General features: G+C 63.9%; 24 protein-coding genes. 6 read left to right on the top strand and 18 right to left on the bottom strand.

What is annotated here, in order from left to right; genetic code table 11:
- Window positions 1-624, bottom strand: coding sequence for a ribosome biogenesis factor YjgA (gene yjgA, locus HY019_RS14310; RefSeq protein ID WP_290693240.1), 624 nt, complete (start codon window positions 622-624; stop codon window positions 1-3).
- Window positions 625-666: 42 nt separating this feature from the next.
- Here yjgA and pmbA point away from each other — a divergent pair, with 42 nt between their 5' ends.
- The 3 genes from pmbA to HY019_RS14295 all read left to right on the top strand — a co-directional run bounded on the left by pmbA (window position 667) and on the right by HY019_RS14295 (window position 3,841).
- The gene (pmbA, locus tag HY019_RS14305; protein WP_290693237.1) at window positions 667-2,085 is read left to right on the top strand and encodes a metalloprotease PmbA; all 1,419 of its coding nucleotides are present in this window, start codon (window positions 667-669) and stop codon (window positions 2,083-2,085) included.
- A 164-nt stretch (window positions 2,086-2,249) separates the two neighbouring features.
- Window positions 2,250-3,332, top strand: a complete 1,083-nt coding sequence (locus HY019_RS14300) for a TRAP transporter substrate-binding protein (protein ID WP_290693234.1) — start codon at window positions 2,250-2,252, stop codon at window positions 3,330-3,332.
- A 155-nt stretch (window positions 3,333-3,487) separates the two neighbouring features.
- Window positions 3,488-3,841: a hypothetical protein gene (locus tag HY019_RS14295; protein WP_290693231.1), complete on the top strand. Its 354-nt coding sequence runs from the start codon at window positions 3,488-3,490 to the stop codon at window positions 3,839-3,841.
- 84 nt (window positions 3,842-3,925) lie between these two features.
- On the opposite strand, the gene HY019_RS14290 is transcribed toward HY019_RS14295, so the two are convergent.
- The 11 genes from HY019_RS14290 to HY019_RS14240 form a co-directional block, all read right to left on the bottom strand.
- Window positions 3,926-5,482 carry a TRAP transporter large permease subunit gene (locus tag HY019_RS14290; RefSeq protein WP_290694205.1) on the bottom strand — a complete coding sequence of 519 codons (1,557 nt, stop codon included), beginning with the start codon at window positions 5,480-5,482 and terminating at the stop codon, window positions 3,926-3,928.
- Window positions 5,482-6,012: a TRAP transporter small permease subunit gene (locus tag HY019_RS14285; RefSeq protein ID WP_290693228.1), complete on the bottom strand. Its 531-nt coding sequence runs from the start codon at window positions 6,010-6,012 to the stop codon at window positions 5,482-5,484. The genes HY019_RS14290 and HY019_RS14285 overlap by 1 nt, the downstream gene beginning before the upstream one ends.
- A 12-nt stretch (window positions 6,013-6,024) precedes the next feature.
- Window positions 6,025-6,378, bottom strand: coding sequence for a TIGR01244 family sulfur transferase (locus HY019_RS14280; RefSeq protein ID WP_290693226.1), 354 nt, complete (start codon window positions 6,376-6,378; stop codon window positions 6,025-6,027).
- Window positions 6,379-6,435: 57 nt separating this feature from the next.
- A complete protein-coding gene (locus HY019_RS14275) occupies window positions 6,436-6,882 on the bottom strand; it encodes a GatB/YqeY domain-containing protein (RefSeq protein ID WP_290693223.1) in 447 nt (148 codons plus the stop codon).
- Between the two features lie 133 nt (window positions 6,883-7,015).
- A complete protein-coding gene (gene rpsU, locus HY019_RS14270; protein WP_012346814.1) occupies window positions 7,016-7,228 on the bottom strand; it encodes a 30S ribosomal protein S21 in 213 nt (70 codons plus the stop codon).
- 385 nt (window positions 7,229-7,613) lie between these two features.
- Entirely contained in the window at window positions 7,614-8,174 is a 561-nt protein-coding gene (gene folK / locus HY019_RS14265; protein ID WP_290693220.1) for a 2-amino-4-hydroxy-6-hydroxymethyldihydropteridine diphosphokinase, read from the bottom strand.
- Between the two features lie 2 nt (window positions 8,175-8,176).
- Complete coding sequence (pcnB, locus tag HY019_RS14260; RefSeq protein WP_290693217.1) at window positions 8,177-9,751, bottom strand: polynucleotide adenylyltransferase PcnB; 1,575 nt, start codon at window positions 9,749-9,751, stop codon at window positions 8,177-8,179.
- Window positions 9,748-10,416: an HAD family hydrolase gene (locus HY019_RS14255; protein ID WP_290693214.1), complete on the bottom strand. Its 669-nt coding sequence runs from the start codon at window positions 10,414-10,416 to the stop codon at window positions 9,748-9,750. Before HY019_RS14255 ends, pcnB begins: the two co-directional genes overlap by 4 nt.
- Complete coding sequence (locus HY019_RS14250) at window positions 10,413-11,192, bottom strand: DnaA regulatory inactivator Hda (RefSeq protein ID WP_290693211.1); 780 nt, start codon at window positions 11,190-11,192, stop codon at window positions 10,413-10,415. The genes HY019_RS14255 and HY019_RS14250 overlap by 4 nt, the downstream gene beginning before the upstream one ends.
- A gap of 8 nt (window positions 11,193-11,200) precedes the next feature.
- A complete protein-coding gene (locus tag HY019_RS14245) occupies window positions 11,201-12,283 on the bottom strand; it encodes an AI-2E family transporter (protein WP_290693208.1) in 1,083 nt (360 codons plus the stop codon).
- 51 nt (window positions 12,284-12,334) lie between these two features.
- The gene (locus HY019_RS14240) at window positions 12,335-13,081 is read right to left on the bottom strand and encodes a hypothetical protein (protein ID WP_290693205.1); all 747 of its coding nucleotides are present in this window, start codon (window positions 13,079-13,081) and stop codon (window positions 12,335-12,337) included.
- Window positions 13,082-13,282: 201 nt separating this feature from the next.
- Between HY019_RS14240 and plsY the strand changes: the two genes are divergently transcribed.
- Together plsY and HY019_RS14230 are read left to right on the top strand one after the other, a co-directional pair.
- On the top strand, window positions 13,283-13,891 hold the full coding sequence (gene plsY, locus HY019_RS14235; RefSeq protein WP_290694203.1) for a glycerol-3-phosphate 1-O-acyltransferase PlsY: 609 nt from the start codon (window positions 13,283-13,285) through the stop codon (window positions 13,889-13,891).
- A 28-nt stretch (window positions 13,892-13,919) separates the two neighbouring features.
- Window positions 13,920-14,348: a glutaredoxin family protein gene (locus HY019_RS14230; protein ID WP_290693202.1), complete on the top strand. Its 429-nt coding sequence runs from the start codon at window positions 13,920-13,922 to the stop codon at window positions 14,346-14,348.
- Here HY019_RS14230 and HY019_RS14225 read toward each other — a convergent pair.
- The 5 genes from HY019_RS14225 to HY019_RS14205 all read right to left on the bottom strand — a co-directional run bounded on the left by HY019_RS14225 (window position 14,309) and on the right by HY019_RS14205 (window position 17,516).
- Window positions 14,309-14,935, bottom strand: a complete 627-nt coding sequence (locus tag HY019_RS14225) for an L-threonylcarbamoyladenylate synthase (protein WP_290693198.1) — start codon at window positions 14,933-14,935, stop codon at window positions 14,309-14,311. The genes HY019_RS14230 and HY019_RS14225 overlap by 40 nt on opposite strands.
- 58 nt (window positions 14,936-14,993) lie before the next feature.
- Entirely contained in the window at window positions 14,994-15,854 is an 861-nt protein-coding gene (locus HY019_RS14220) for a 3',5'-nucleoside bisphosphate phosphatase (protein WP_290694201.1), read from the bottom strand.
- 55 nt (window positions 15,855-15,909) lie between these two features.
- The gene (locus tag HY019_RS14215; RefSeq protein ID WP_290693195.1) at window positions 15,910-16,305 is read right to left on the bottom strand and encodes a DUF1801 domain-containing protein; all 396 of its coding nucleotides are present in this window, start codon (window positions 16,303-16,305) and stop codon (window positions 15,910-15,912) included.
- Between the two features lie 301 nt (window positions 16,306-16,606).
- Entirely contained in the window at window positions 16,607-17,176 is a 570-nt protein-coding gene (dcd, locus tag HY019_RS14210) for a dCTP deaminase (RefSeq protein ID WP_290693192.1), read from the bottom strand.
- Window positions 17,177-17,207: 31 nt separating this feature from the next.
- Window positions 17,208-17,516 carry a hypothetical protein gene (locus tag HY019_RS14205; RefSeq protein ID WP_290694266.1) on the bottom strand — a complete coding sequence of 103 codons (309 nt, stop codon included), beginning with the start codon at window positions 17,514-17,516 and terminating at the stop codon, window positions 17,208-17,210.
- Between HY019_RS14205 and HY019_RS14200 the strand changes: the two genes are divergently transcribed.
- The gene (locus HY019_RS14200) at window positions 17,410-18,669 is read left to right on the top strand and encodes an MFS transporter (RefSeq protein ID WP_290693189.1); all 1,260 of its coding nucleotides are present in this window, start codon (window positions 17,410-17,412) and stop codon (window positions 18,667-18,669) included. The genes HY019_RS14205 and HY019_RS14200 overlap by 107 nt on opposite strands.
- A 117-nt stretch (window positions 18,670-18,786) precedes the next feature.
- Here the strand turns inward: HY019_RS14200 and HY019_RS14195 are convergent, their stop codons facing one another.
- A complete protein-coding gene (locus HY019_RS14195) occupies window positions 18,787-20,520 on the bottom strand; it encodes a bifunctional protein-serine/threonine kinase/phosphatase (RefSeq protein WP_290693186.1) in 1,734 nt (577 codons plus the stop codon).
- Window positions 20,521-20,690: the final 170 nt, after the last annotated feature.

Here is a 20,690-nt window from a genome sequence, read left to right as displayed (position 1 = left end):
TCAGTCTTCCATGTCGTCGTCATCGTCGGTGTGGGTGCGCGTGACCGGTACGGCCGCCTGGGTCTCCATCACCTGCTTGATGTACTGGAATATCTCGCGGTAGGCACGGCCGCTGCGCTTTTCCGGCTCCAGGGCGGCGTCCTTGCGGGCATTGCGGATCAGGGTGCGCAACTGCTGCAGATCGGTACCTGGATAGGTGTCGACCCAGCGATTCAAGGCGTCCTTGTCGTTCTCAGCCAACAGTTCGGCACGCCAACGCTCGGCCTGGTGCAAAGCCAGGGCGTTGCGGGCATGGCCCAACTGGAAGGCGGCAACGGCCTCACGCAGGGGTTCTGCATCCACGCCGCGCATGACTTTGCCGATGAACTGCAGTTGACGGCGCTTGCCTTCGAAAGATTTGGTTTTCTTCCAGGCGTCCAGCGCATCGCGCAGCCGCTCGGGCATGTCGAGGTCTTTCAGACGGCTGTCGGGCAGTTCCAGCAACTGTTTGCCCAGCGCCTGCAGATCAGCGCTTTCGCGCTTGAGCATGCTCTTGCTGGGCTTGGTGTAGCCGTACTCGGCACCGTGTGGCGCGTCGCCTTCAGGGTCAAACCCCGAGTCTTGATCAATATGGTTCGGATTCATGTCCTCGCTATGATACGGGGGCACTCTCACTGCATCCACAAAATGGCCGCCAAAACACCCAAGCTCGCTCCCAAATCCACCGCAGGCAAATCGTCATCTGAAAAAGACACCGGCTTTGCCTACACCCGCGAGCAATTCCAGCAGCTGATCGAAGACACCCTGGCCATCGCCAAAAAACTGGGCGCCACCGATTCAGCAGCCGAAGTGTCCGAAGGCGCCGGCCTGTCGGTCTCCGTGCGCAAAGGCAAGCTCGAAAACGTCGAGCGCAACCGCGACAAGAGCATCGGCGTGTCCGTCTACGTGGGCCAGCGCCGTGGCAACGCCAGCACGTCCGACTTCTCGCCCCAGGCGCTGGAGCAGACTGTGCGCGCCGCTTACGACATCGCCCGCTACACGGCGGAAGACCCCGCTGCCGGCCTGCCCGATGCGGAAGACCTGGCCCTGGGCCGCGCCGCCAAACGCGATCTGGACCTCTTCCACCCCTGGGCCATCGACGCCGAAGCCGCCGCCGAGTTGGCGCGCCGCTGCGAAGACGCCGCCCTGGTCGTCGACCCGCGCATCACCAACTCTGAAGGTGGCGGCGTGTCGGCGCAGCAATCCCATTTCTGGGCCGGCAACAGCCGAGGCTTTCGTGGCGGTTATGCCAGCTCGCGCCACTCGCTGTCGGTCTCGCCCATCGCCGGCCGCGGCAACGACATGCAGCGCGACTTCTGGTACACGTCCGAGCGCGATGCCCGCGACATGGCGCGCCCCGAAGCCGTGGGCCGCTATGCCGCCGAGCGCGCGCTGGCGCGCCTGAAGTCACGCAAGATCGCCACCTGCGAAGTGCCTGTGCTGTTCGAGAACACCCTGGCTGCAGGCTTGCTGGGGGCCTACGTGCAAGCCACCAGTGGTGGCAGCCTGTACCGCAAGGCCACCTTCCTGGTCGACAGCCTGGGCAAGCCCGTCTTCCCCAAGCACATCAGCATCACCGAAGACCCGCACATCCTCAAGGCCAAGGGCAGCGCCCCGTTTGACGACGAAGGCGTGCTCACGCGCAAGCGCAATGTGGTCAAGAACGGTGTGGTGCAGGGCTACTTCCTCTCCAGCTACTCGGCACGCAAGCTGGGCATGCGCACGACCGGCCACGCCGGTGGCTCGCAAAACCTCGTGCTGCACAGCCGCCTGACCGACCCGAAGGACAACCTCAAGGCCATGCTCAAGAAGCTGGGCACCGGCCTGTTCGTGACCGAGCTGATGGGCCAGGGCGTGAACTACGTGACGGGCGACTACTCACGCGGCGCGGCCGGCTACTGGGTTGAAAAAGGCGTCATCCAGTACCCCGTGCACGAGATCACCATCGCCGGCCACCTGGGCGAGATGTTCAAGCAGATCGTGGCCGTGGGCGCCGATGCCTACACCTATGGCAGCAAAACCATCGGCTCGGTGCTGATCGAGAAGATGAAAATCGCCGGGCACTGAGCCTTTCACCCAGCCTCGCACGTTGGGGGGACACCACGTTCGCCCCGCTTCTCCCCCCCTAAGACGGCCGCAACCGGGTAAGCCCTGCGTTGGCGGCCGTTTTCACGTGGTCCTGCACTCCTAGAATCCTGCCGTCCACCCCAGCAGACGCTCAGGAGCCTTACATGCAACGTCGTTCCTTCATCAACCACGCAGGCCTGGCCGGTGTACTGGCTGCCGGTGCAGCCCCGGCCATCGTCCACGCGCAAACCACCATCCGCTGGCGCCTGGCCTCCAGCTTCCCCAAGTCCCTGGACACCATCTTTGGCGCGGCAGACGTCTTCGCCAAGAAGATCGGCGAGATGTCGGGCGGCAAGTTCCAGATCTCCGTGCACGCGGGTGGCGAGTTGATGCCGGCCTTTGGCGTGGTCGACGGCGTGCAGAACGGCACGGTCGAAATGGCCCACACAGCGCCCTACTACTTCGTGGGCAAGGACGAAACCTTCGCCATTGGCTGCGCCATCCCCTTCGGCCTGAATTCTCGTCAGATGACGGCCTGGATGTACGAAGGCAACGGCCTCAAGCTGATGCGCGAGTTCTACGCCAAGTACAACATCATCAGCTTCCCCGGTGGCAACACCGGCGCCCAGATGGGCGGCTGGTTCCGCAAGCCCATCAAGTCGATTGACGACATGAAGGGCCTGAAGATGCGCATTGGCGGCTTTGCCGGCAAGGTCATCGAGCGCCTGGGTGCCGTGCCCCAGAACATCCCTGGCGGCGAGATCTACCAGGCACTGGAAAAAGGCACCATCGATGCCGCCGAATGGGTTGGCCCCTACGACGACCAGAAGCTGGGCTTCCATAAAGTCGCGCCCTACTACCACTTCCCCGGCTGGTGGGAAGGCGGCCCGCAGCTGGACTTCTTCATCAACCAGAAGGCCTACGACGGCCTGAGCGCCGAGTACAAAGCCATGGTTGAAACGGCCGCCTCCCAGGCGCACATCGAGATGCAGGCGCGCTATGATGCCCGCAACCCGCTGGCGCTCAAGCAACTGGTGGCCGCCAAGACCCAGCTGGTGCAATTCCCCAAGGCCGTCATGGACGCCTCGTTCAAGGCCTCGATGGACATCTACAGCGAGCTGAGCGAGAAGAACCCCAACTGGCGCAAGGTTTACGCCGATTACGCCAAGTTCCGCGGCGACCAGAACCTGTGGTTCCGCTTCACCGAGGCCACGTTTGACCGCTACATGCAAGCTGCCAAGCTGTGATCCGCGGGTAATCCATCACCAAAAAAGGGCCTGCGGGCCCTTTTTATATGGGGCTTGTCCTTAGACAATGGTTGCAGGCACGGCGCATGCTCAAGTAGGGCATTGAACCGGTCGATTTACCCGGGGTAGCCTATCCCCGCGTCAGGACAGCCTCCATGAGTTTTGCCCCTCTCTCCACTCGCCACAGCCCGGATCACCGGCGGCACCACGGCATCCTGCCCCTGCGGGCACTGCATGCACATCACGACTGGGGTGAGCACGCCCTGCAACGCACCTGGCGCACCGTCAGCGTGATCTGCCTGGTGTTGAGTTTTGGCAATGCCTTCGTGGCGCGCCTGCCCGCCGTGCTGTTCATGCTGGCCAGCATCTGGGCGCATTTCAAGAGCAACCCGACGCTGGGCGCCCGGCTGGCGGCTCATCCGCTCATCGGTGCGCCCTGGCGCTGGTGGATGCACCGAGGCCGCCACCACCTGCCCGCGCAGGCACCCGACACCACGCCCCAGATGTGAAAAAGGCCTCCGCACCGGGAGGCCTTTTCATTGCAGGCTGCGATGGGCCACTGGATGGCTAACCGACCGACAGCGGCAGCATGATCAATGCGTGCTGACCGCACCCACGGCGTCCTTGACGGCCTTGGTCGGGTCCTCGTCAGCAGGGACTTCCGGCATGGGCACCGCCTGCGTCGCATCGGAGGCGGCAGCGCCATCCACCGCGCTGGCGGCAGACGCAGCGTCATCAGGCGCGGCCGTGTCTTCGATCTTCATCTCGATCTTGACGTCATCCACATTGACCTTCTGCTCCTTGTCGAGCCAGTAGGTGACCGACTCGGGCCAGAAAATCACCACGGCAACCAGGGCCAATTGCATCAACACCCAGGGAATGGCACCCAGGTAGATGTCCTTGGACAGGATGGGCCGGGGGATCGCGCCGTTCTTGAAGATCTGGTCTGCAATGCCGCGCAGGTAGAACAACGCAAAGCCGAACGGCGGGTGCATGAAGCTGGTCTGCATGTTCACGCACAACAGCACGCCGAACCACACCAGGTTGATGCCCAGCTTGTCGGCCACCGGTGCCAGCAGCGGCACGATGATGAAGGCGATCTCGAAGAAGTCCAGGAAGAAGGCCAGGAAGAAGACAAAGATGTTGACCACGATGAGGAAGCCCACCGGGCCGCCTGGCAGGCTGGTGAGCATGTGCTCGATCCACTTGCTGCCGTCCACGCCCTGGAACACCAGCGAGAAGACGCTGGAGCCCAGGAGGATGAAGATCACCATGGACGTGACACGCATGGTCGAATCCATGGCCTGCCAGATCAGCGACGGGGTCAGGCGCTTGTGCAGCGCGGCCAACACCATCGCACCGATCGCCCCCAGCGCGCCCGCCTCGGTTGGCGTGGCCAGCCCCATGAACAGGGTGCCCAGCACCAGGAAGATCAGCACGATCGAGGGCAGCATGCCCCACATCACGCGCCGGATCAGGGCCCAGCCGCGCGCCGTGCGCGCTTCTTCAGGCAGAGGCGGCACCCATTGCGGCTTGAGGATCGCCACGCCCAGGGTATAGAGCAGGAAGATGCCCGTTTGCATGATGGACGGGCCGATGGCACCGCGGTACATGTCGCCCACGGAGCGGCCCAGCTGGTCTGCCAGCACCACCAGCACCAGTGACGGCGGGATGAGTTGCGTGATCGTGCCGGACGCGGCGATCACGCCGGTGGCATAGCGCATGTTGTAGCCGTTGCGCATCATCACCGGCAGCGAGATGACGCCCATGGCGATCACGCTGGCCGCCACCGTACCGGTGATGGCACCCAGGATGGCGCCCACGATGATCACGGCAAAGCCCAGCCCACCAGGCTTGCTGCCAAACAGCTGCCCTGTGCCCTCCAGCAGGTCTTCCGCCAGGCCACAGCGCTCCAGGATGGCGCCCATGAAGGTGAAGAAGGGGATCGACAGCAGCAACTCGTTGGACACGATGCCAAACAAGCGCAAGGGCAGATTGGCCATGAAGGCTTCGGGGAAGAAGCCTTGCGATACCGCGAAGTAGCCAAAAGCCAGACCCAGGCCACCCAGCGTGAACGCCACAGGGAAGCCGATCAGCATGACCACGATCAAGGAGCCGAACATGATCGGCGCCAGATGTTGCATCTCGATCATTGCAGCGGCCTCTCGTAATGCAGATCGAGGTTGGACGTGCCGCGCAGGAATCCGATGCGTTTGAACAGTTCTGCCAGCCCTTGAAGGCCGACCAGCGCAAAGCCCAACGGGATCGCCAGCTTGATGGGCCAGCGGATCAGGCCACCGGCACTGGGCGAGGTCTCGTGCTCGGCATACGCTTCCACCACAAAAGGCCAGGCCAGGTGCACGACGATGGCGCACATGGGCAGCAGGACCAGCGCGATGCCCAGCAGGTCAACCCAGGCCTTGGTGCGGGGCTTGAGCCCACCGTAGATCACGTCCACGCGCACGTGCTCGTTGAGCCGAAGCAGCATGGGCGCGCCGGCAAACACCGCCATGCCAAAGAGGTACCACTGCACCTCCAGCCAGGCGTTGGAGCCGATGTTGAAGGCATAACGCAGCGACGCGTTGCCAGCGCTGATCAGGCAGGCGGCCAGCAAGGCCCAGGATGCGAGCACGCCACACCAGCGCGACACCGCATCCATCAAGCGGATGTAGCTTTGCATCGAGGCGCGCCCTTATTCGTCGAGGGCCACAGCCTGCATGTACAGCCTGGTCGAGCGCGCGCCGCTGCGGCAGAACATCAGCAGCGGGCGGGGCAGGCTCTTGAGCAAGGCCGCGCACTGGGCGATTTCTTCGGGAGACTGGTAACCCCCCTGCACCGGCAAGTGGGCATAGGCCAGGCCTGCGGCCTTGGCGGCAGCCTCAATGGCAGCGCTGGTAGGTTGATCAGGGCCACCTTCCATGTCGGGGCGGTTGTTCATCACGGCCTTGAACCCGGCTTCAGCTGCCGAAGCCATGGCTTCGGGCGTCAGTTGGGGTGCGGCGTAAACATCTTCAGCAATGGGCTGCAGCGACACGGAATTGCTCATGGTGGACCCTGTTTGATGGATGAGGAAGTATCACGCAAACGTCGTGATGGGCTGGAATCAGCCGGCCAGCGCCGCCTTCACGGCAGCCGACACCAGGCCCATGTCAGCCTGTCCTGCCAGACGCTGCTTGACCGCGCCCATGACCTTGCCCATGTCGCCAGGGCCGGAGGCGCCCATCTCGACCACGATGGCCTTGACGGCCGCCGTGACCTCATCGGCGCTCAGGCGCTTGGGCAGGTAGGCTTCCAGCACCACGATCTCGGACTTTTCCTTGTCGGCCAGATCCTGACGGCCCCCGGCTTCGTACTGCTGGGCCGCGTCCTTGCGCTGCTTGATCAGCTTGTCGACGATGGCCACGACCATGGTGTCGTCCAGCTCCACACGCTCATCGACTTCCTTTTGCTTCATGGCAGCCAGCAGCATGCGGATGGTGCCCAGGCGCTCGGCATCCTTGGCGCGCATGGCGTTCTTCATGTCTTCGGTGATGCGTTCTTTGAGGCTCATGGTGATCAGCTCGGTCAAAAAGTGTCAGGAAGAAAAAAGCAAAAGCCCGCATGGGCGTCCCCGCGCGGGCTTTGGTGCCGACCCGGCTACAGCGCGATCAGCGCATGGTGCGGGTGAGACAGCAAGAAGCGAATCAGTACAGCTTCTTGGGCAGCTGCATGCTGCGCACGCGCTTGTAGTGGCGCTTGACGGCCGCAGCCTTCTTGCGCTTGCGCTCAGCGGTGGGCTTTTCGTAGAACTCGCGGGCGCGCAGTTCGGTCAGCAAGCCCAGCTTTTCAATGGTGCGCTTGAAGCGGCGCAGGGCCACGTCGAACGGCTCGTTTTCCTTGACACGGATGGTCGTCATTACAGATTCGCTTTCAGATTGAATGCATTCACAGGGCTGCCACATGGCCACCGGTTGATTGCTTCAAGTTTGCTGCACAAAACCCAATGGGTTTGCTCGTAGCCACCAGGGTCTGGGCCCGCTCCCGTGTTCCACGTCCGGAATTCGCGGACGAAAACGGGTTGACCGGTCTCGGTGTGCACGGCGCTGCTCAAAACGCTCGCTGGCTGAAACCCAAAAGTTTCACCACCGGTGGACTTCTTTGCAAACACGCAACGAAGCCCCACCAACAAAGCCTGAGATTCTACCCCGATTTTGATCAATATTCCAGTGCGCTGGCTATTTCGCGCTGGAAATCCACCCGGATTGGTTTCAATGGCGCCCGTCAGAGCGGGAATTGACGCCGTCAGGCAGCCCAATCCAGCGGGCCCAGGCGCTCAATGCCCTGGCTTTGGGCCAGGGCCAGGCGTGAGGCGGCGTCGGGCAAAGCCTGGCCCACCGCGGCATCCACGTCACTCGGGGCACCCAGACTACTCATGACCTCTGCCAAAGGCGCCAGCACGAAGGCGCGCGCCATCATGCGCGGATGCGGCAGGGTCAGCTCGGCGCTGTGGCAGCGGTAGCCGCCGTAGCTGAGCAGGTCCAGATCCAGCGTGCGGGGTGCATTCTGGTAAGGGCGCTCGCGATCGTGGGCCAGCTCGAGCGCCTGCAAGGCATGCAGCAATTCGCGCGGGCCCAAGGCGGACTGCAGCGCGGCCACGGCATTGAGGTAATCCGGCCCCGATGATTCGACCGGGCGTGTGCTGTACAGCGAAGACACCGCCTCGACACGGGTGCCAGGGAGGCCATGCAGCCCCGCCAGCGCAGCGCGAAAACGCGCCTGCACATCGCCCAGATTGCCGCCCAGGCCGATGAAGGCTCGGTGCCTGGGCACCGCCGACAAGGCCTCGGGCAGGCTGGGGCTCATGGTCAATCCGCATCCCCGCCGGCATCGCCACCGGCAGAGACAGGTGCACCACCGCCCTCACCCGCTGGCTTGCGGCGGCGACGACGGCGCTTTTTGGCAGGCGCATCACCGGCACCGGCACCTGCAGATTCGGTGTCACCCGAGGCCACGCGGGCCTGGCGCTTGGCCAGATCCTGCTGGCGGGCCACGTCCATGAGGTCGCGGCGCTCGTTGTGGTCAGCCAGCGAGAAGTCTTCCCACCACTTGGCCAACTCGGGGTCGGCCTCGTTGGCTGCAGCGCGCAAGCGCAGGAAGTCAAAGCCGGCACGGAAGCGCGGTTGCTCAACCAGCGTCAACGGGCCATTGCCGGAGCGGCGGTCGAAACGCGGCTGCATGGTCCAGATCTCGCGCATGTCGGCGGCCAGCTTGCCTCGGCCGGAGATGTCGCCAATGCGGGCATCGAACACGGCATCCGTAGCAGATTGCAGCGCCGGGAACGGCGGCTCGCCCTGGGCCTGGTTGCGCTTCCAGTGCTCCAGCACGTCATGCCACAGCAGGCAGGCCAGCAGGAAGCTGGGCGCCACGGGCTTGCCTTCAGACACACGGCGATCGGTGTCGGCCAGGGCCAGTTGCACGAACTGGTCACGCCCGGGGTGGCGACGGGCTTCGTCAAACACCGCATCCAGGATCGGGAACACGCCGCGGTCCAGGCCCTGCTTGCGCAACTGGTCCAGCGAGGCTTGCGCGTGGCCGGTCTGCAGCAGCTTGATCATTTCATCGAACAAACGCGACTGCGGCACATTGGCCAGCAGTTCGGCCATGTTTTGCAGGGGTTCGCGCGTCTTGGGCTCGATGTCAAAGCCCAGCTTGGCCGCGAAACGCACCACGCGGATGATGCGCACCGGGTCTTCGCGGTAGCGGGTTTCCGGGTCGCCGATCATGCGCAGGACACGCTTTTTGGCGTCCTTGATGCCGCCGTGGTAGTCCACGACCACGCCGGTGTGCGGGTCGTAGTACATGGCGTTGACGGTGAAGTCGCGGCGGGCGGCGTCCTGGTCCTGAGGGCCCCAGACGTTGTCGCGCAGCACACGGCCGCTGGCGTCCACGACGTGGGTCTTGTCGGCCAGGTCCTTGCGGGAGGTCTTTTCGTTGCCGGCCACCTGCTCGGCGGCATTGGCATCCAGGTAGGCGCGGAAGGTCGAGACCTCGATCACCTCGTGTTCACGACCACGGCCGTACACCACATGGACGATGCGAAAGCGCCGGCCGATGATGAAGGCGCGGCGGAACAGGCCTTTGACCTGCTCTGGCGTGGCGTTGGTGGCCACGTCGAAGTCCTTGGGGCGGTGTCCCAGGATCAGGTCGCGAACCGCACCACCCACGATGTAGGCCTCGTAGCCGGCCTCCTGCAGGGTTTCAACCACCTTGCGGGCGCGGTCGTCCACCAGTGACACGTCGATGCCGTGTTCGCTGGCGGGCACGTCCACCCGCTTGCCGGTCGGGATGCGCGGCGTCTTGGCCGAACGCCCGCCTGCGGTGCTCGTGCGCTTTTTGGCCGGGGTCTTGCCCAGGATCTTGTCTATCAGGCTTTTGATCATGCAAACAGTCGAAGAATGCGCCAGCCACGCTCTTGGGCTACGGCTTCCAGCGCAGGGCTGGGGTTGGTGGCCACCGGGTCGTTGGCGCGTTCCAGCAGGGGCAGGTCGTTGGGAGAGTCGCTGTAGAAGCTGATGCGATCGAAATCGCTCAACTGCCGACCTTGATCGGCCAGCCATTGTTCCACACGTGTGATTTTGCCCTCTCGGAAGGACGGCACGCCATCGATGTCGCCCGTGACACGACCCTGCCCATCCCTGGCCAGTCTGACGGCGAGCAAGTCGGGCACATTGAACGCATCGGCGATGGGCCGGGTGACGAACTCGTTGGTGGCCGTGACGATGGCCATCAGGTCGCCCTGGGCGCGGTGCTGCTCCACCAGCTCGATGGCCTGGGGTTGCATGGCCGGGAAGATCACGTCGTCCATGAAGGCCTGTTGCAGCGCCTGCTGGCCCGCAGGATCGAGCTGGCGCCAGATGCTGGTGGTGAACTGGATGTACTCGCCCAGCACCAGGGTGCCGTTGCAGTACTGCTGGTAGAAGCCGTCGTTGCGCTGGCGGTACTCGACCGCGTCGGCCAGGCCCTGGCGGATCAGGAATTCACCGAACTCGTGATCGGAGTCCAGCGGCAGCAAGGTGTGGTCCAGATCAAACAGACAAAGGTTCATGCGGTCTCCAGGGCCAGCATTTGTTTCAACAAGGGCACGGTGACCTCGCGGTGTTCGGCCAGGGCAAAGCGGTCCAGCCGGTCAAGCAAGCCCATCAGGAAGCCCAGGTCACGGCTGTAGCGGGTCAGCAGGTAGCTCACCACACCCTCGCCCAGCGCAATGCCCCGGCGGGCGGCCTCGTGCTGCAGGGCGGCGCGCAAACCGGCTTCGTCCAGCGGGGTCAGCGCGAAGGTCAGCCCCCAGCCCAGGCGGGTACGCAGGTCATCGCGCACGGGCAAGTCCACCGCCGGCATGGCGCCGGCAGCCAGGATGAACAGGGGGCCGGCGCCCCGCTCGTCGAGTTGCCCGCTGGCTTGCGCCGCCAGCGAACTGGCCGATTCGATGAACAGCGTGAAGGCCAGATGCTGGTGGTCTTCCCCCAGGCTGTCGCACTCGTCGATCACGGCCAGGGTGGGCATCATCGGGTCTTCTGCATCCCACATCTGGCAGGTCTGGGCGTTGAGCCAGATCGCGCCAAAGCCCATGGACAAGGCGCGCTCGACCATGGCGCGCAAGAGATGCGTCTTGCCCGCGCCCGCCGCACCCCAGATGTAGGCCGGCGACAGCGTGCCCTCGACATGCGGCCAGGTACGCAGCCAGTTCAGCAGCGGCTCGTTCCCGCCGACGATGAAATCATCCAGCCCCTGCATCACGGCGGGGCCCAGATCCAGCGGGATCTGGCGCATGGGAGCGGCACGTTGTTCCGGGCGTTCGACCACGGCTTCCAGAGTCGTCACATCACCACCTACTGCGCCTGGAAAAACCGGCTGGCCTGGTAGGCCTGCAACAGCCGCCGTCCCAGCAAGGTCAGGAAAGCCGCCATGGGCAAGGCGATGACCACCCCCCAAAAGCCCATCCACTTGCCAAAGAGCATCAGCGCGAGGATCACGCCCAAGGGGTGCAGCCCGATGCGCTCACCGACCAGGCGGGGCGTGAGGAAGAAGCTTTCGATGACCTGGCCAAAACCGTACACAACGGCCACCGCCAGCAAAGGCGAGGTGGCCTGCGGCGTGGCCACGCCGAATTGCAGCAAGCCAGCCAGGATGGCCAGCACCAGCCCCACGCCATACCCCAGATACGGTATGCAGATGGCCAGCCCGGTGAACACGCCGATGGGCAAGGCCAGATTGAAGCCAAACAGGCTCAAGCCCACGCTGTAGTAAACAGCCAGGATCAGCATGACCAGCGCCTGGCCACGCAGGTACTGGCCCAGGAGGTCATCACACTCGGCCATGACGTCATGTGCCAGAGGGCGCCATCTGGCGGGCAGCAGGGATCGGAAGTGGCCCGTCAGGGGCTGCCAGTCCAGCAACCAGTAAAAGGCCAGCATGGGCAACAGCACAACCAACCCGACCAGGGTCATGATGCTGCTGCCACCAATCAGCAGTGAAGTCCACACCGTGCCGCCCCATTGGGCCGCGTGACTTTGAAGCAGCTTGACCAACTCGCCCTTGAGCGCGTCCACCGTGGTGGGCAGCTTGACACCCCACTGCGACAACCAGGGCGTCAACTTGCCCCAGATGGCGGACAGCAGATCGGGCAGCTGATCACGCAAGGCCGGCACCAGTTGCGACACGATGGGCACCAGCAGCACCAGCAAGGTCGCCACAATCAATGCCAGCAACAGCAAACAGGCCGATACGGCCAGTGACCTGGGCCAGCGCCAGGCCACCAGCTTGTCAACAGCAGGATGCAGCGCGTACGCCAGCACCAGGCTGATCACGAAAGGAGCCAGCACGGCAGCATGCCACCACAGCACGCCAACAAGGGCGACGGCGGCCAGCAGGCTCCAGATGGGTTTGAGGGGGTGATCGATCGCTTGGGTCATGAACGGGGGGATTTTATCGACCTCCCCGTCTCCTGGACGTCACAAAGCCGATCAATTCTTGCGGCCGTATACCGACACGCGCGCTGACTCCAGCGCTTGCTCGAGTTTGACCTGATCGCGCTGGTTTTCGGGCTTGGCCTGGAAATCGGCCAGGATGGCGGCCTCGCGGCGCTTGTATTCCTTTTGAAGCGAGGCCTCCCGAGCCTGTTGCTCGGCCTCCGGCTGAGGTGCCGCGCCATTCAGCGCCGCCTGAGCCTGCTCCAGCTTCTGCTTGCGTATGTCCTCGTTGGGCTCCAGGTCTGCCCACAGGGCAGACTCCAGCATCAGGGCCTCGCCCATGGTCAACTCGGCCTGCTTGAGGCGATCCGGGATCTGCTCCAGCAAGCGCCGCGCGAGCTGATGCCGGGTGGTCACGTCCGGGCTGTCCTGCAGGCTCTGCCATTGCTCGAAGCCCTTTTGAAAGCGCAGGTACTTGACGACACGCTCCAGCTCGCTGCGCGGGTTGGCCGTCTTGGACATGGCTTCTTTCAGCGCGGCCCAGTCTTCGGGGGTGAAATCAGAGGGGCGGCCGTCTTCCATCACCTTGGGCGTGACCAGCAATGCAGAATCGATCTTCGGGGCCGTTTTAGCCGCATCCGTCGTGGCTGCGGATGCCCCCTTGCTGGTGACGACAGGCTCATCGAGTTGCGCCGGCGCATGCGTCTGCCACCACCATGCGGCCACACCCACGCCACCGCCCAGCGCCATGGCCAGAACCCATGTGCGCTGCCAGAGCTTGGGGTTTTCGTATGAGATCATGGACACATTACCTGCCAGCAATTAACGGGACGCAAACAAGATCCCGGGATTGTCCGCACAGGATAGCGCGCCTCAGCATGGGACAAACCCCGGCGAGCCGGACACCGTACCGAAGCCACTACACTTGCGCCCTGTCACGGACACGCCCGTTTACAAAGTACACGCTTTTCTCGCATGAACCTCTCCAGCCTGGACCCCAAACTGCTTGCCGTCATCGGCGCTGCTGTCGCTTACCTGATCGGCTCCCTGTCGTTTGCCGTGATCGTCAGCCGCGTGTTCGGCCTGGCCGATCCGCGCAGCTATGGCTCGGGCAACCCGGGCGCGACCAATGTGCTGCGCTCGGGCAACAAGGCCGCGGCCATCCTGACCCTGTTGTTCGACGCGCTCAAGGGCTACATCCCGGTAGCGATGGCGCAGCACCTGGGGCTGGACACCGTCGCCGTCACGGCCGTGGGCCTGGGTGCTTTCCTTGGCCACCTGTGGCCGGTGTTCTTCAAGTTTGAAGGCGGCAAGGGTGTGGCCACGGCGGCCGGCGTGCTGCTGGGCTTTGCCCCTGCCCTGGGTGGCCTGGTGCTGCTGGTGTGGCTGGCCATGGCCGTCGTGTTCCGCTACTCCTCGCTGGCCGCGCTGACGGCCTCGATCGCCGCCCCCCTCATCCAGTTCCAGGGTTGGGGTTTCAGCGCCATGACGATCGGCGTGGCCGTGATGAGCGCCCTGCTGATCTGGCGCCACGAAGCCAATATCCGCAAGCTGCTGGCCGGGCAGGAAAGCAAGCTGGGGCAAAAAGCCGCACCGCCCACCGGGCAGTGAGCCCGTTCACACGCGCTCCTGATCCCATATGAGAACCCACCCCCGCAACAGACGCGGCTCACTCGCCAGCCTGGCGCTGGTCGTGCTGCTGGTTGTGGGCGTCACGCAAGGCTTGTCGTGGTGGCGTGACAAGCAGGCGGTCGATCAGATCAAGGCGCACCTCCCCGGGCAGCGCATCACGATGTACAGCACAGTGAGTTGTTTTTACTGCGCCAAAGCCCGGGCCTGGCTCAAACAGCATGACATCCCCTGGGACGAGTGCGATGTCGAGCAGGATGGCAGTTGCCGCGCCACCTTCGATGCGCATGGCGCGCCGGGCACACCATTGGTACGCGTTGGCACGCGCTGGCACCTGGGCTTTGACCCGGTCTGGCTTGCGCAAGCCCTCAAGACATCGGATCAAGCTGCCGCACAGGCTCAGCCCAATCCCAACGCAGCCACATCGCCGCGCCCCTGACGGATCACCTCGGCGCCACCCTGGCTGAGGTCGATCACGGTGGTGGGCTCCTGATGGCAGGCCCCGGCATCCACCACACCCTGAATGAGCTTTTGCAGCGCATCGCGGATTTCACCTGCGTCGTTGAGTGCTTCGGTCTGGCCAGGCAGGATCAATGTGGTCGCAATCAAAGGCTGGCCCATCAACTCCAGCACCGCCTGTGTGACCTTGTGATCAGGCACACGCAAGCCAATGGTGCGGCGCGATGGGTGCGACACGCGACGGGGCACCTCTTTGGTGGCTTCGAGGATGAAGGTGTAGGGGCCCGGCGTGCCCAGCTTCAAAAGCCGATACTGGCTGTTGTCCACACGGGCGTAATTGGCCAGCTCGGACAGGTCCCGGCACAGCAGGCTCAGATGCTGCCGCTCGTCAATCCCGCGAACACGGCGCAACTGGTCTACCGCCGACTTGTCGTCCAGATGGCAGACCAGCGCGTAGCTGGAGTCGGTGGGCAAGGCCACCAAGCCGCCACGCTGCAGGATGTCCACCGCCTGCTTGAGCAAGCGGGGCTGGGGGTGCTCAGGATGGACTTCGAAGTATTGGGCCATAGCCCTCTAGCCTAAGGCCTGCAAGGGCCTGCCTGAATGAACCTTGCCGGCGTTTTCTTCAAGGATGCAACACCCGGGGCGCCAGCGCTTCCCAGACGGGGGTGACCCTGCCCGGCAGATTGGGCAAGGTGCCCAGGTCCGTGTGGCTCTCGGACGGGTCATGGAAATCGGAGCCACGCGAGGCCAGCAAATCGAACTCGCAGGCCAGGTCCGCGTACTTGCTGTACTCGGCCACCGTGTGGCTGCCCGTGACCACCTCCACACCCTGCCCGCCATGCCCCTTGAACTCGGAGAACAAGGCGTATTCCTCGTTGGGGGTGAAGTCATACCGGCCCGGGTGCGCAACCACGGCCACGCCACCCGCCCCCACGATCCACTTCACGGCATCAGACAGGTTGGCCCAGCGGTGCTCGACAAAACCTGGCTTGCCCTCGGTGAGGTAGCGTTTGAACACCTCGTGGGGATCGCCACACACGCCGATCTCGACCAGGTAACGCGCAAAGTGCGTCCGGGAGATCAGATCGGGGTTGCCCACGTATTTCAGTGCGCCTTCGAACGCATTGGGGATGCCCACGCGCGCCAGGTCTGCCGCCATGTCGCGCGCACGACGCTCTCTGCCGCCACGCGTGTCGGCCAGGCCTTGCAGGATGGCAGGGTCATCAGGGTCAAAGCCCAGGCCGACGATGTGCACCGTCTTGTTGGCAAAGCTGACCGAGACCTCGACCCCAGGTAGATAGGCCATGCCCAAGGCCGCCGCCGCGGCGTGCGCCCGATGCTGACCACCCACCTCGTCGTGATCGGTGAGCGACCACAACTCGACACCGTTCCGGCTGGCACGCTCGGCGACATCTTCTGGCGACAAGGTGCCGTCCGACACGTTGGAGTGGCAGTGCAAATCAGCGTTCATCACGGCGTTCATCAAATGCATGATCGAATGCTATCAAGCCGCCAGCGGACTGGCTGGCTTGCGGGGATTAACCCCACCGGGGAGTTGAACGCGATTGCGACGCGCCCCAGGCTTGCAGGCAAGCCAGCGTGAGTTCGCGCACCAGTTGTTCATTGACGGGCTGGCGGTAACGCACCTTGATGTGGCGCATGCCTTTGCCGGCGCCGTCCAGTTCAGGAAACTCGCCCACCAGCAACACGCCGTTGAACACCTGGAGGTGGGCATGCATCTTGTGCAGCACGATGGCCATGACGTTGTCGCCATCGTTCATGAAACACAGATTGCCCCATTTCACTTCAGGACGAAGGTGGGGCGCGGCGGCCAGGATGGCTTTGTGCATGGCCTGAGCGGTATCACGCTGCTCAGGGCGAAGGCTGTCATAAAACGCGTTGATCAACGCAGGGGACTGTAGCGGTCGGCGCATGGGGGTAGGCCCAAAAAAGATTCAAAACGACATCAATGCGCACTCGACACCCCCTCCCTGAAGCCTTCTCAAGACCTCTGTGTGAATGCACAGCCCTTTTTCATGACCACCTTCTGCTTTTTTACTTCTTGCAAGAGACGACTGTCCTTCGACATGCCCGTTTCAGTGGGATCACGTACCAGGCGCACCGCCGTGACTGGCGTTTGGATTGCGCTCGATGCTCTGAACCGATTGTAACAGACCGTAATGAACCGCCGTACCCTCATAAGGGTGGATACAGCGGTTTATCGGCCAATACGGCTCAGGTCTTAGGCAGCGTCACACCAGTTTGCCCCTGGTATTTGCCACCTCGATCACGGTAACTCGTTTCGCAGACTTCGTCACTTTCGAAGAACAGTACCTGGGCACAGCCCTCGCCTGCGTAGATCTTGGCGGGCAATGGCGTGGTGTTGCTGAACTCCAGCGTGACATAGCCTTCCCACTCGGGCTCGAACGGTGTCACGTTGACGATGATGCCGCAGCGTGCATAGGTGCTCTTGCCCAGGCAGATGGTCAGCACATTGCGGGGGATGCGGAAGTACTCGACGGTGCGTGCCAGCGCGAAGCTGTTGGGCGGGATGATGCAGACATCGGCGTTGATGTCCACAAAGCTCTTTTCGTCGAAGTTCTTGGGGTCCACCACGGTGGAGTGGATGTTGGTGAAGACCTTGAACTCCGGCGCACAACGGATGTCGTAGCCGTAACTGCTCGTGCCGTAACTCACGATCTTCTGGCCATCGGCCGCCGCCCGAACCTGACCAGGCTCGAAGGGTTCGATCATGCCGTGCTCTTGGGCCATCCGGCGGATCCAGCGGTCTGACTTGATGCTCATGAATGCTCCTTTTGACAGGCGTGATTGTGCTTCAAGCCAGAACCATCGCCGCAGCGCCCCCCTTGTCACGCCCCCTACTCACAGGGCACGGCAGCGCCAAATCGTGCACCAGCTTGCACCACGTCAAGCCATTTGCACCGGCTTCGTGCGTCGGCAGAGTTGGCACGATTCTGGCTTGACCGTTTGCAGAATCGACGCGAATCAAGACGTCGATCAATCGCTGAGGCTTAAACATGGATTCCTTCAAGACCTTCCTCAAGGCAGGCCATAGCCCGACCTTGTTCGCATCTTTTTTGTATTTCGCGTTTTCCTGCTGCATCTGGGTATTGAACGGCGCCATGGCCCCGTTCATCACCGATGACCTGCAGCTGACGGCCGCCCAGAAGGGCTTGATGCTGTCCATCCCGATTTTTGCAGGCGCCTTCATGCGCTTCCCCTTGGGGCTGCTGGCGCAATACATCGGCCGCAAGCCCGCCACCTTGGTGGAGATGGGGCTGATTGCCGTCGCGATGCTGTTCGGCTACTTCTTCGTCCACACCTTCAATGACCTGCTGGCCATGGGCACCCTGCTGGGGATCGCCGGCGCCAGCTTCGGCGTGGCGCTGTCGCTCGGCTCGGGCTGGTTCCCGCCGCGCTACAAGGGCCTGGCCATGGGACTGGTGGGCGCCGGCAACGTCGGCACGGCCGTGTCCGTGCTGGTGGCACCGCCGCTGGCCCAGGCCTACGGCTGGCAGACGGTGTACGGCTTTGCCGCCATCGCCATCTGCATCCCCATGATCGTGATGATCGTGTTCGCCAAAGAGCCGCCAGACCGCGATGCGCACGCCAGCTTCCGCGAGCACATCGCCTGCCTGTTCGAGAAGGATGGCTGGGCTTTCAGCATCATCTATGGCGTCACCTTCGGTGGCTTCATCGGTCTGACTTCCTTTCTGCCCAGCTACTACTACGACCAGTTCCACGTGAGCAAGGTGCAAGCCGGTCAGCTGACCATGCTGGCAGCCTTCATGGGCGCGGCGCTGCGCATCTTCGGGGGCTGGATTTCTGACCGCTGGGGCGGCGTCAACACCTTGACGGTCGTGATCGTGACCGTGGCGATCTCGCTGGTGCTGTGCGGCCTGAGCAGCGAGTCACTGACTGCCACCACGCTCTTGCTGATGCTGTGCTTCGCTGCCTTGGGCGCCGGCAATGGTGCGGTGTTCCAACTGGTGCCGCTGCGCTGGCCTTTGAGCACCGCTGTGGCGGGCTCGATGATCGGCGAGATCGGCGCACTCGGCGGCGGCCTGGTGCCCAACGCCATGGGCATGTCCAAGCAGTACGCTGGCACCTACCTCTGGGGCTTCGTGACCATTGCCGTGCTGGCGGTCATCTCGCTGGGCATGATGCGCGTCATGCAAGTGCGCTGGACCCGCACCTGGGCCGAGAAGGGTGGCCGCGCCCGCACCACCCCGGCTGCACCAGCCGGCGCCTACGGCAAGCAAGCCGTCAGCCGCTGACACGCCCAACACACCCGTTTCAATCAAAAGCCGCCCCATAAGGGCGGTATTGACCTGACCGACACCCCTGGTCAGTCGCCCTGGAGGTCTCTCGTCCTTCCAGGGCTTTTTTGCGTCTCAATGAGGCAGGAACAGCAGCCAATAGGCCATCAGCACATTGAGCAGCACCGACACGAACAGCGCGATCTTCCAGATGGCCATCGGGTCACGCGCCAGCAAAGGCGTTGACAAGGGCGCAGACAGCGGCCTGGAGGCGCCGCGCTCCAGCGCCAGCAGCAACTCCTCGGCGGTCTCGAAGCGCTGGCGGGGGTCACGTGCCACGGCCTTCAAGACCAGGTGATCCAGCCAGATGGGCACGTCGGGGCGCAGCCTGGATGGGGGCGTCGGGTCCCGGCGATAGCGTCCGACCTGATAGGGCTCGATCTCGCCATAGGGCAGGCGCCCCGTCAGCCACTGGTACAGCGTCACCCCAAAGGCAAACAGGTCGCTTTGCGCGCTGACGCGTGCCGCTTCGGGGTCGTCGCTCCATTGCTCGGGGTTCATGTAGCTGGGCGTGCCGGCATGGAGCACACGCAAGCTCTCGGGCTCCTTGCCCGACAAGGCCACGCCCAGGTCCAGCAAGCGCCACTGGCCATCGTCACCCAGGTGCACGTTATCGGGCTTGATGTCCCGATGGATGACGCCAAACTGGTGCAGCCGCCCCAAGGCGCGCACCACATTGGCAGCGGCCTCCACGATCTCGGTGACGGTGAAGCGCTTCTTGGCGTCGAGCAACTCGCCCAGCGTCTGGCCACTGTGCCAATCGAACAAGGCGTAGAAGCTGGAGGCCTCCCTGGGTTCGTGGACACGCACGAGGCCCTTGGCGTTGCGCTCGGTCACGCGGGCACCCAACCAGGCTTCATGAGCCAGCATGGCCCGCTCTTCAGGGTCGTTGGCGCGCGCCTCGTGCAAGGTCTTGAGCGCCAGCAACTCACCGGTCTGCTGATGCCTGACCTGATAGAGCCGGTGCACGCCGTTGGCAAACACACTGGCCTCGACCAGCATGCCGTCGATCACGTCGCCGGGCTGCAAGCGCGATGGAATGGGCAACTGGCGGCCTCGCCGTTCCGCATCCTCAAGCCGGGCCGCTGCCAGGCCCTTCACGCGGATGACCAGTGCGGTCGCGTTGTCGCGGCCGTTGGAGGCCAGGGCCTTGGCCACCAGCGCCTCGCTGGCCTCTTGTGCACCACCCTGCTCTGCCAGCTCCTTGAGGAGCTTGGGCTTGAGCACCCCATGCACCCCATCGCTGGTCAGCACAAAGGTGTCGCCGATCTGCAGATCCCCCTCCAGGTAGTCCACGCGCAGGCCGTCGTCCAGCCCGACGGCCCGCGTCAAACCGCCCTGAAATTCAAGCGGCCCGAGGGTGTGGTCTTGCGTGAGCTGCGTGCACTCGCCAGCCCGAAGCAGATAGGCGCGCGTGTCACCGACGTGGGCCAGCGTGTAGCCGTGGCCACGCAGCACCATGGCCGTCAGCGTGGTCATGCCGGCCACGCCCAGGCCCTCCAGGTTGCGCACACCCTGGCGCCGCCGGTTGTGATCGGCCAGCCAGGCGTTCTGCGCGCCGATCAGGCGGTCCAGTGCCACGGTGGTGTCCCAGGTAGCGGGCGTGGCGTAGTAATCGCGCAGCAGGGTCTCGACGGTGGTCTGCGCGGCCTCGCCCCCCAAGCCCCCCGTGGAGACGCCATCGGCCAGCGCGGCGATCACCCCCCAGGCCTCTTCATGGGGCGCGGGCTGCCCCACGCCAGCGTGATCTTCCAGCACCGATCGGGGGCCGCGCTGGCTGGCGTAGCCCACATCCAGGTCGAAACTCATTCGTGTCCTTCAGCGTGTTGTCTGGGTGACTGCACTGTTTGTGTGCGTCATTTTCTCAACCCAGGGCGACGCAAGTTCTGCGCCCGCTATCGGTGCAAGCCGAGGGCGTGAATCGTGACCTCCTCCCAGCTGGATGGACATGCTCAATTTGGTGCGCCCCGAAACCGTGC

It is taken from the genome of Aquabacterium sp., from assembly GCF_016195855.1.
GTDB lineage: Bacteria > Pseudomonadota > Gammaproteobacteria > Burkholderiales > Burkholderiaceae_C > Aquabacterium.
This window is presented reverse-complemented; position numbering and strand designations above follow the sequence as displayed.

Bases quoted from the DNA above. Each gene is read 5' to 3' on its own strand.
- yjgA (WP_290693240.1), bottom strand. From the start codon at position 624: ATGAATCCGAACCATATTGATCAAGACTCGGGGTTTGACCCTGAAGGC.
- pmbA (WP_290693237.1), top strand. From the start codon at position 667: ATGGCCGCCAAAACACCCAAGCTCGCTCCCAAATCCACCGCAGGCAAA.
- HY019_RS14300 (WP_290693234.1), top strand. From the start codon at position 2,250: ATGCAACGTCGTTCCTTCATCAACCACGCAGGCCTGGCCGGTGTACTG.
- HY019_RS14295 (WP_290693231.1), top strand. From the start codon at position 3,488: ATGAGTTTTGCCCCTCTCTCCACTCGCCACAGCCCGGATCACCGGCGG.
- HY019_RS14285 (WP_290693228.1), bottom strand. From the start codon at position 6,012: ATGCAAAGCTACATCCGCTTGATGGATGCGGTGTCGCGCTGGTGTGGC.
- HY019_RS14280 (WP_290693226.1), bottom strand. From the start codon at position 6,378: ATGAGCAATTCCGTGTCGCTGCAGCCCATTGCTGAAGATGTTTACGCC.
- HY019_RS14275 (WP_290693223.1), bottom strand. From the start codon at position 6,882: ATGAGCCTCAAAGAACGCATCACCGAAGACATGAAGAACGCCATGCGC.
- rpsU (WP_012346814.1), bottom strand. From the start codon at position 7,228: ATGACGACCATCCGTGTCAAGGAAAACGAGCCGTTCGACGTGGCCCTG.
- folK (WP_290693220.1), bottom strand. From the start codon at position 8,174: ATGAGCCCCAGCCTGCCCGAGGCCTTGTCGGCGGTGCCCAGGCACCGA.
- pcnB (WP_290693217.1), bottom strand. From the start codon at position 9,751: ATGATCAAAAGCCTGATAGACAAGATCCTGGGCAAGACCCCGGCCAAA.
- HY019_RS14255 (WP_290693214.1), bottom strand. From the start codon at position 10,416: ATGAACCTTTGTCTGTTTGATCTGGACCACACCTTGCTGCCGCTGGAC.
- HY019_RS14245 (WP_290693208.1), bottom strand. From the start codon at position 12,283: ATGACCCAAGCGATCGATCACCCCCTCAAACCCATCTGGAGCCTGCTG.
- HY019_RS14240 (WP_290693205.1), bottom strand. From the start codon at position 13,081: ATGATCTCATACGAAAACCCCAAGCTCTGGCAGCGCACATGGGTTCTG.
- HY019_RS14230 (WP_290693202.1), top strand. From the start codon at position 13,920: ATGAGAACCCACCCCCGCAACAGACGCGGCTCACTCGCCAGCCTGGCG.
- HY019_RS14225 (WP_290693198.1), bottom strand. From the start codon at position 14,935: ATGGCCCAATACTTCGAAGTCCATCCTGAGCACCCCCAGCCCCGCTTG.
- HY019_RS14220 (WP_290694201.1), bottom strand. From the start codon at position 15,854: ATGAACGCCGTGATGAACGCTGATTTGCACTGCCACTCCAACGTGTCG.
- HY019_RS14215 (WP_290693195.1), bottom strand. From the start codon at position 16,305: ATGCGCCGACCGCTACAGTCCCCTGCGTTGATCAACGCGTTTTATGAC.
- dcd (WP_290693192.1), bottom strand. From the start codon at position 17,176: ATGAGCATCAAGTCAGACCGCTGGATCCGCCGGATGGCCCAAGAGCAC.
- HY019_RS14200 (WP_290693189.1), top strand. From the start codon at position 17,410: ATGGATTCCTTCAAGACCTTCCTCAAGGCAGGCCATAGCCCGACCTTG.
- HY019_RS14205 (WP_290694266.1), bottom strand. From the start codon at position 17,516: ATGGCGCCGTTCAATACCCAGATGCAGCAGGAAAACGCGAAATACAAA.
- HY019_RS14195 (WP_290693186.1), bottom strand. From the start codon at position 20,520: ATGAGTTTCGACCTGGATGTGGGCTACGCCAGCCAGCGCGGCCCCCGA.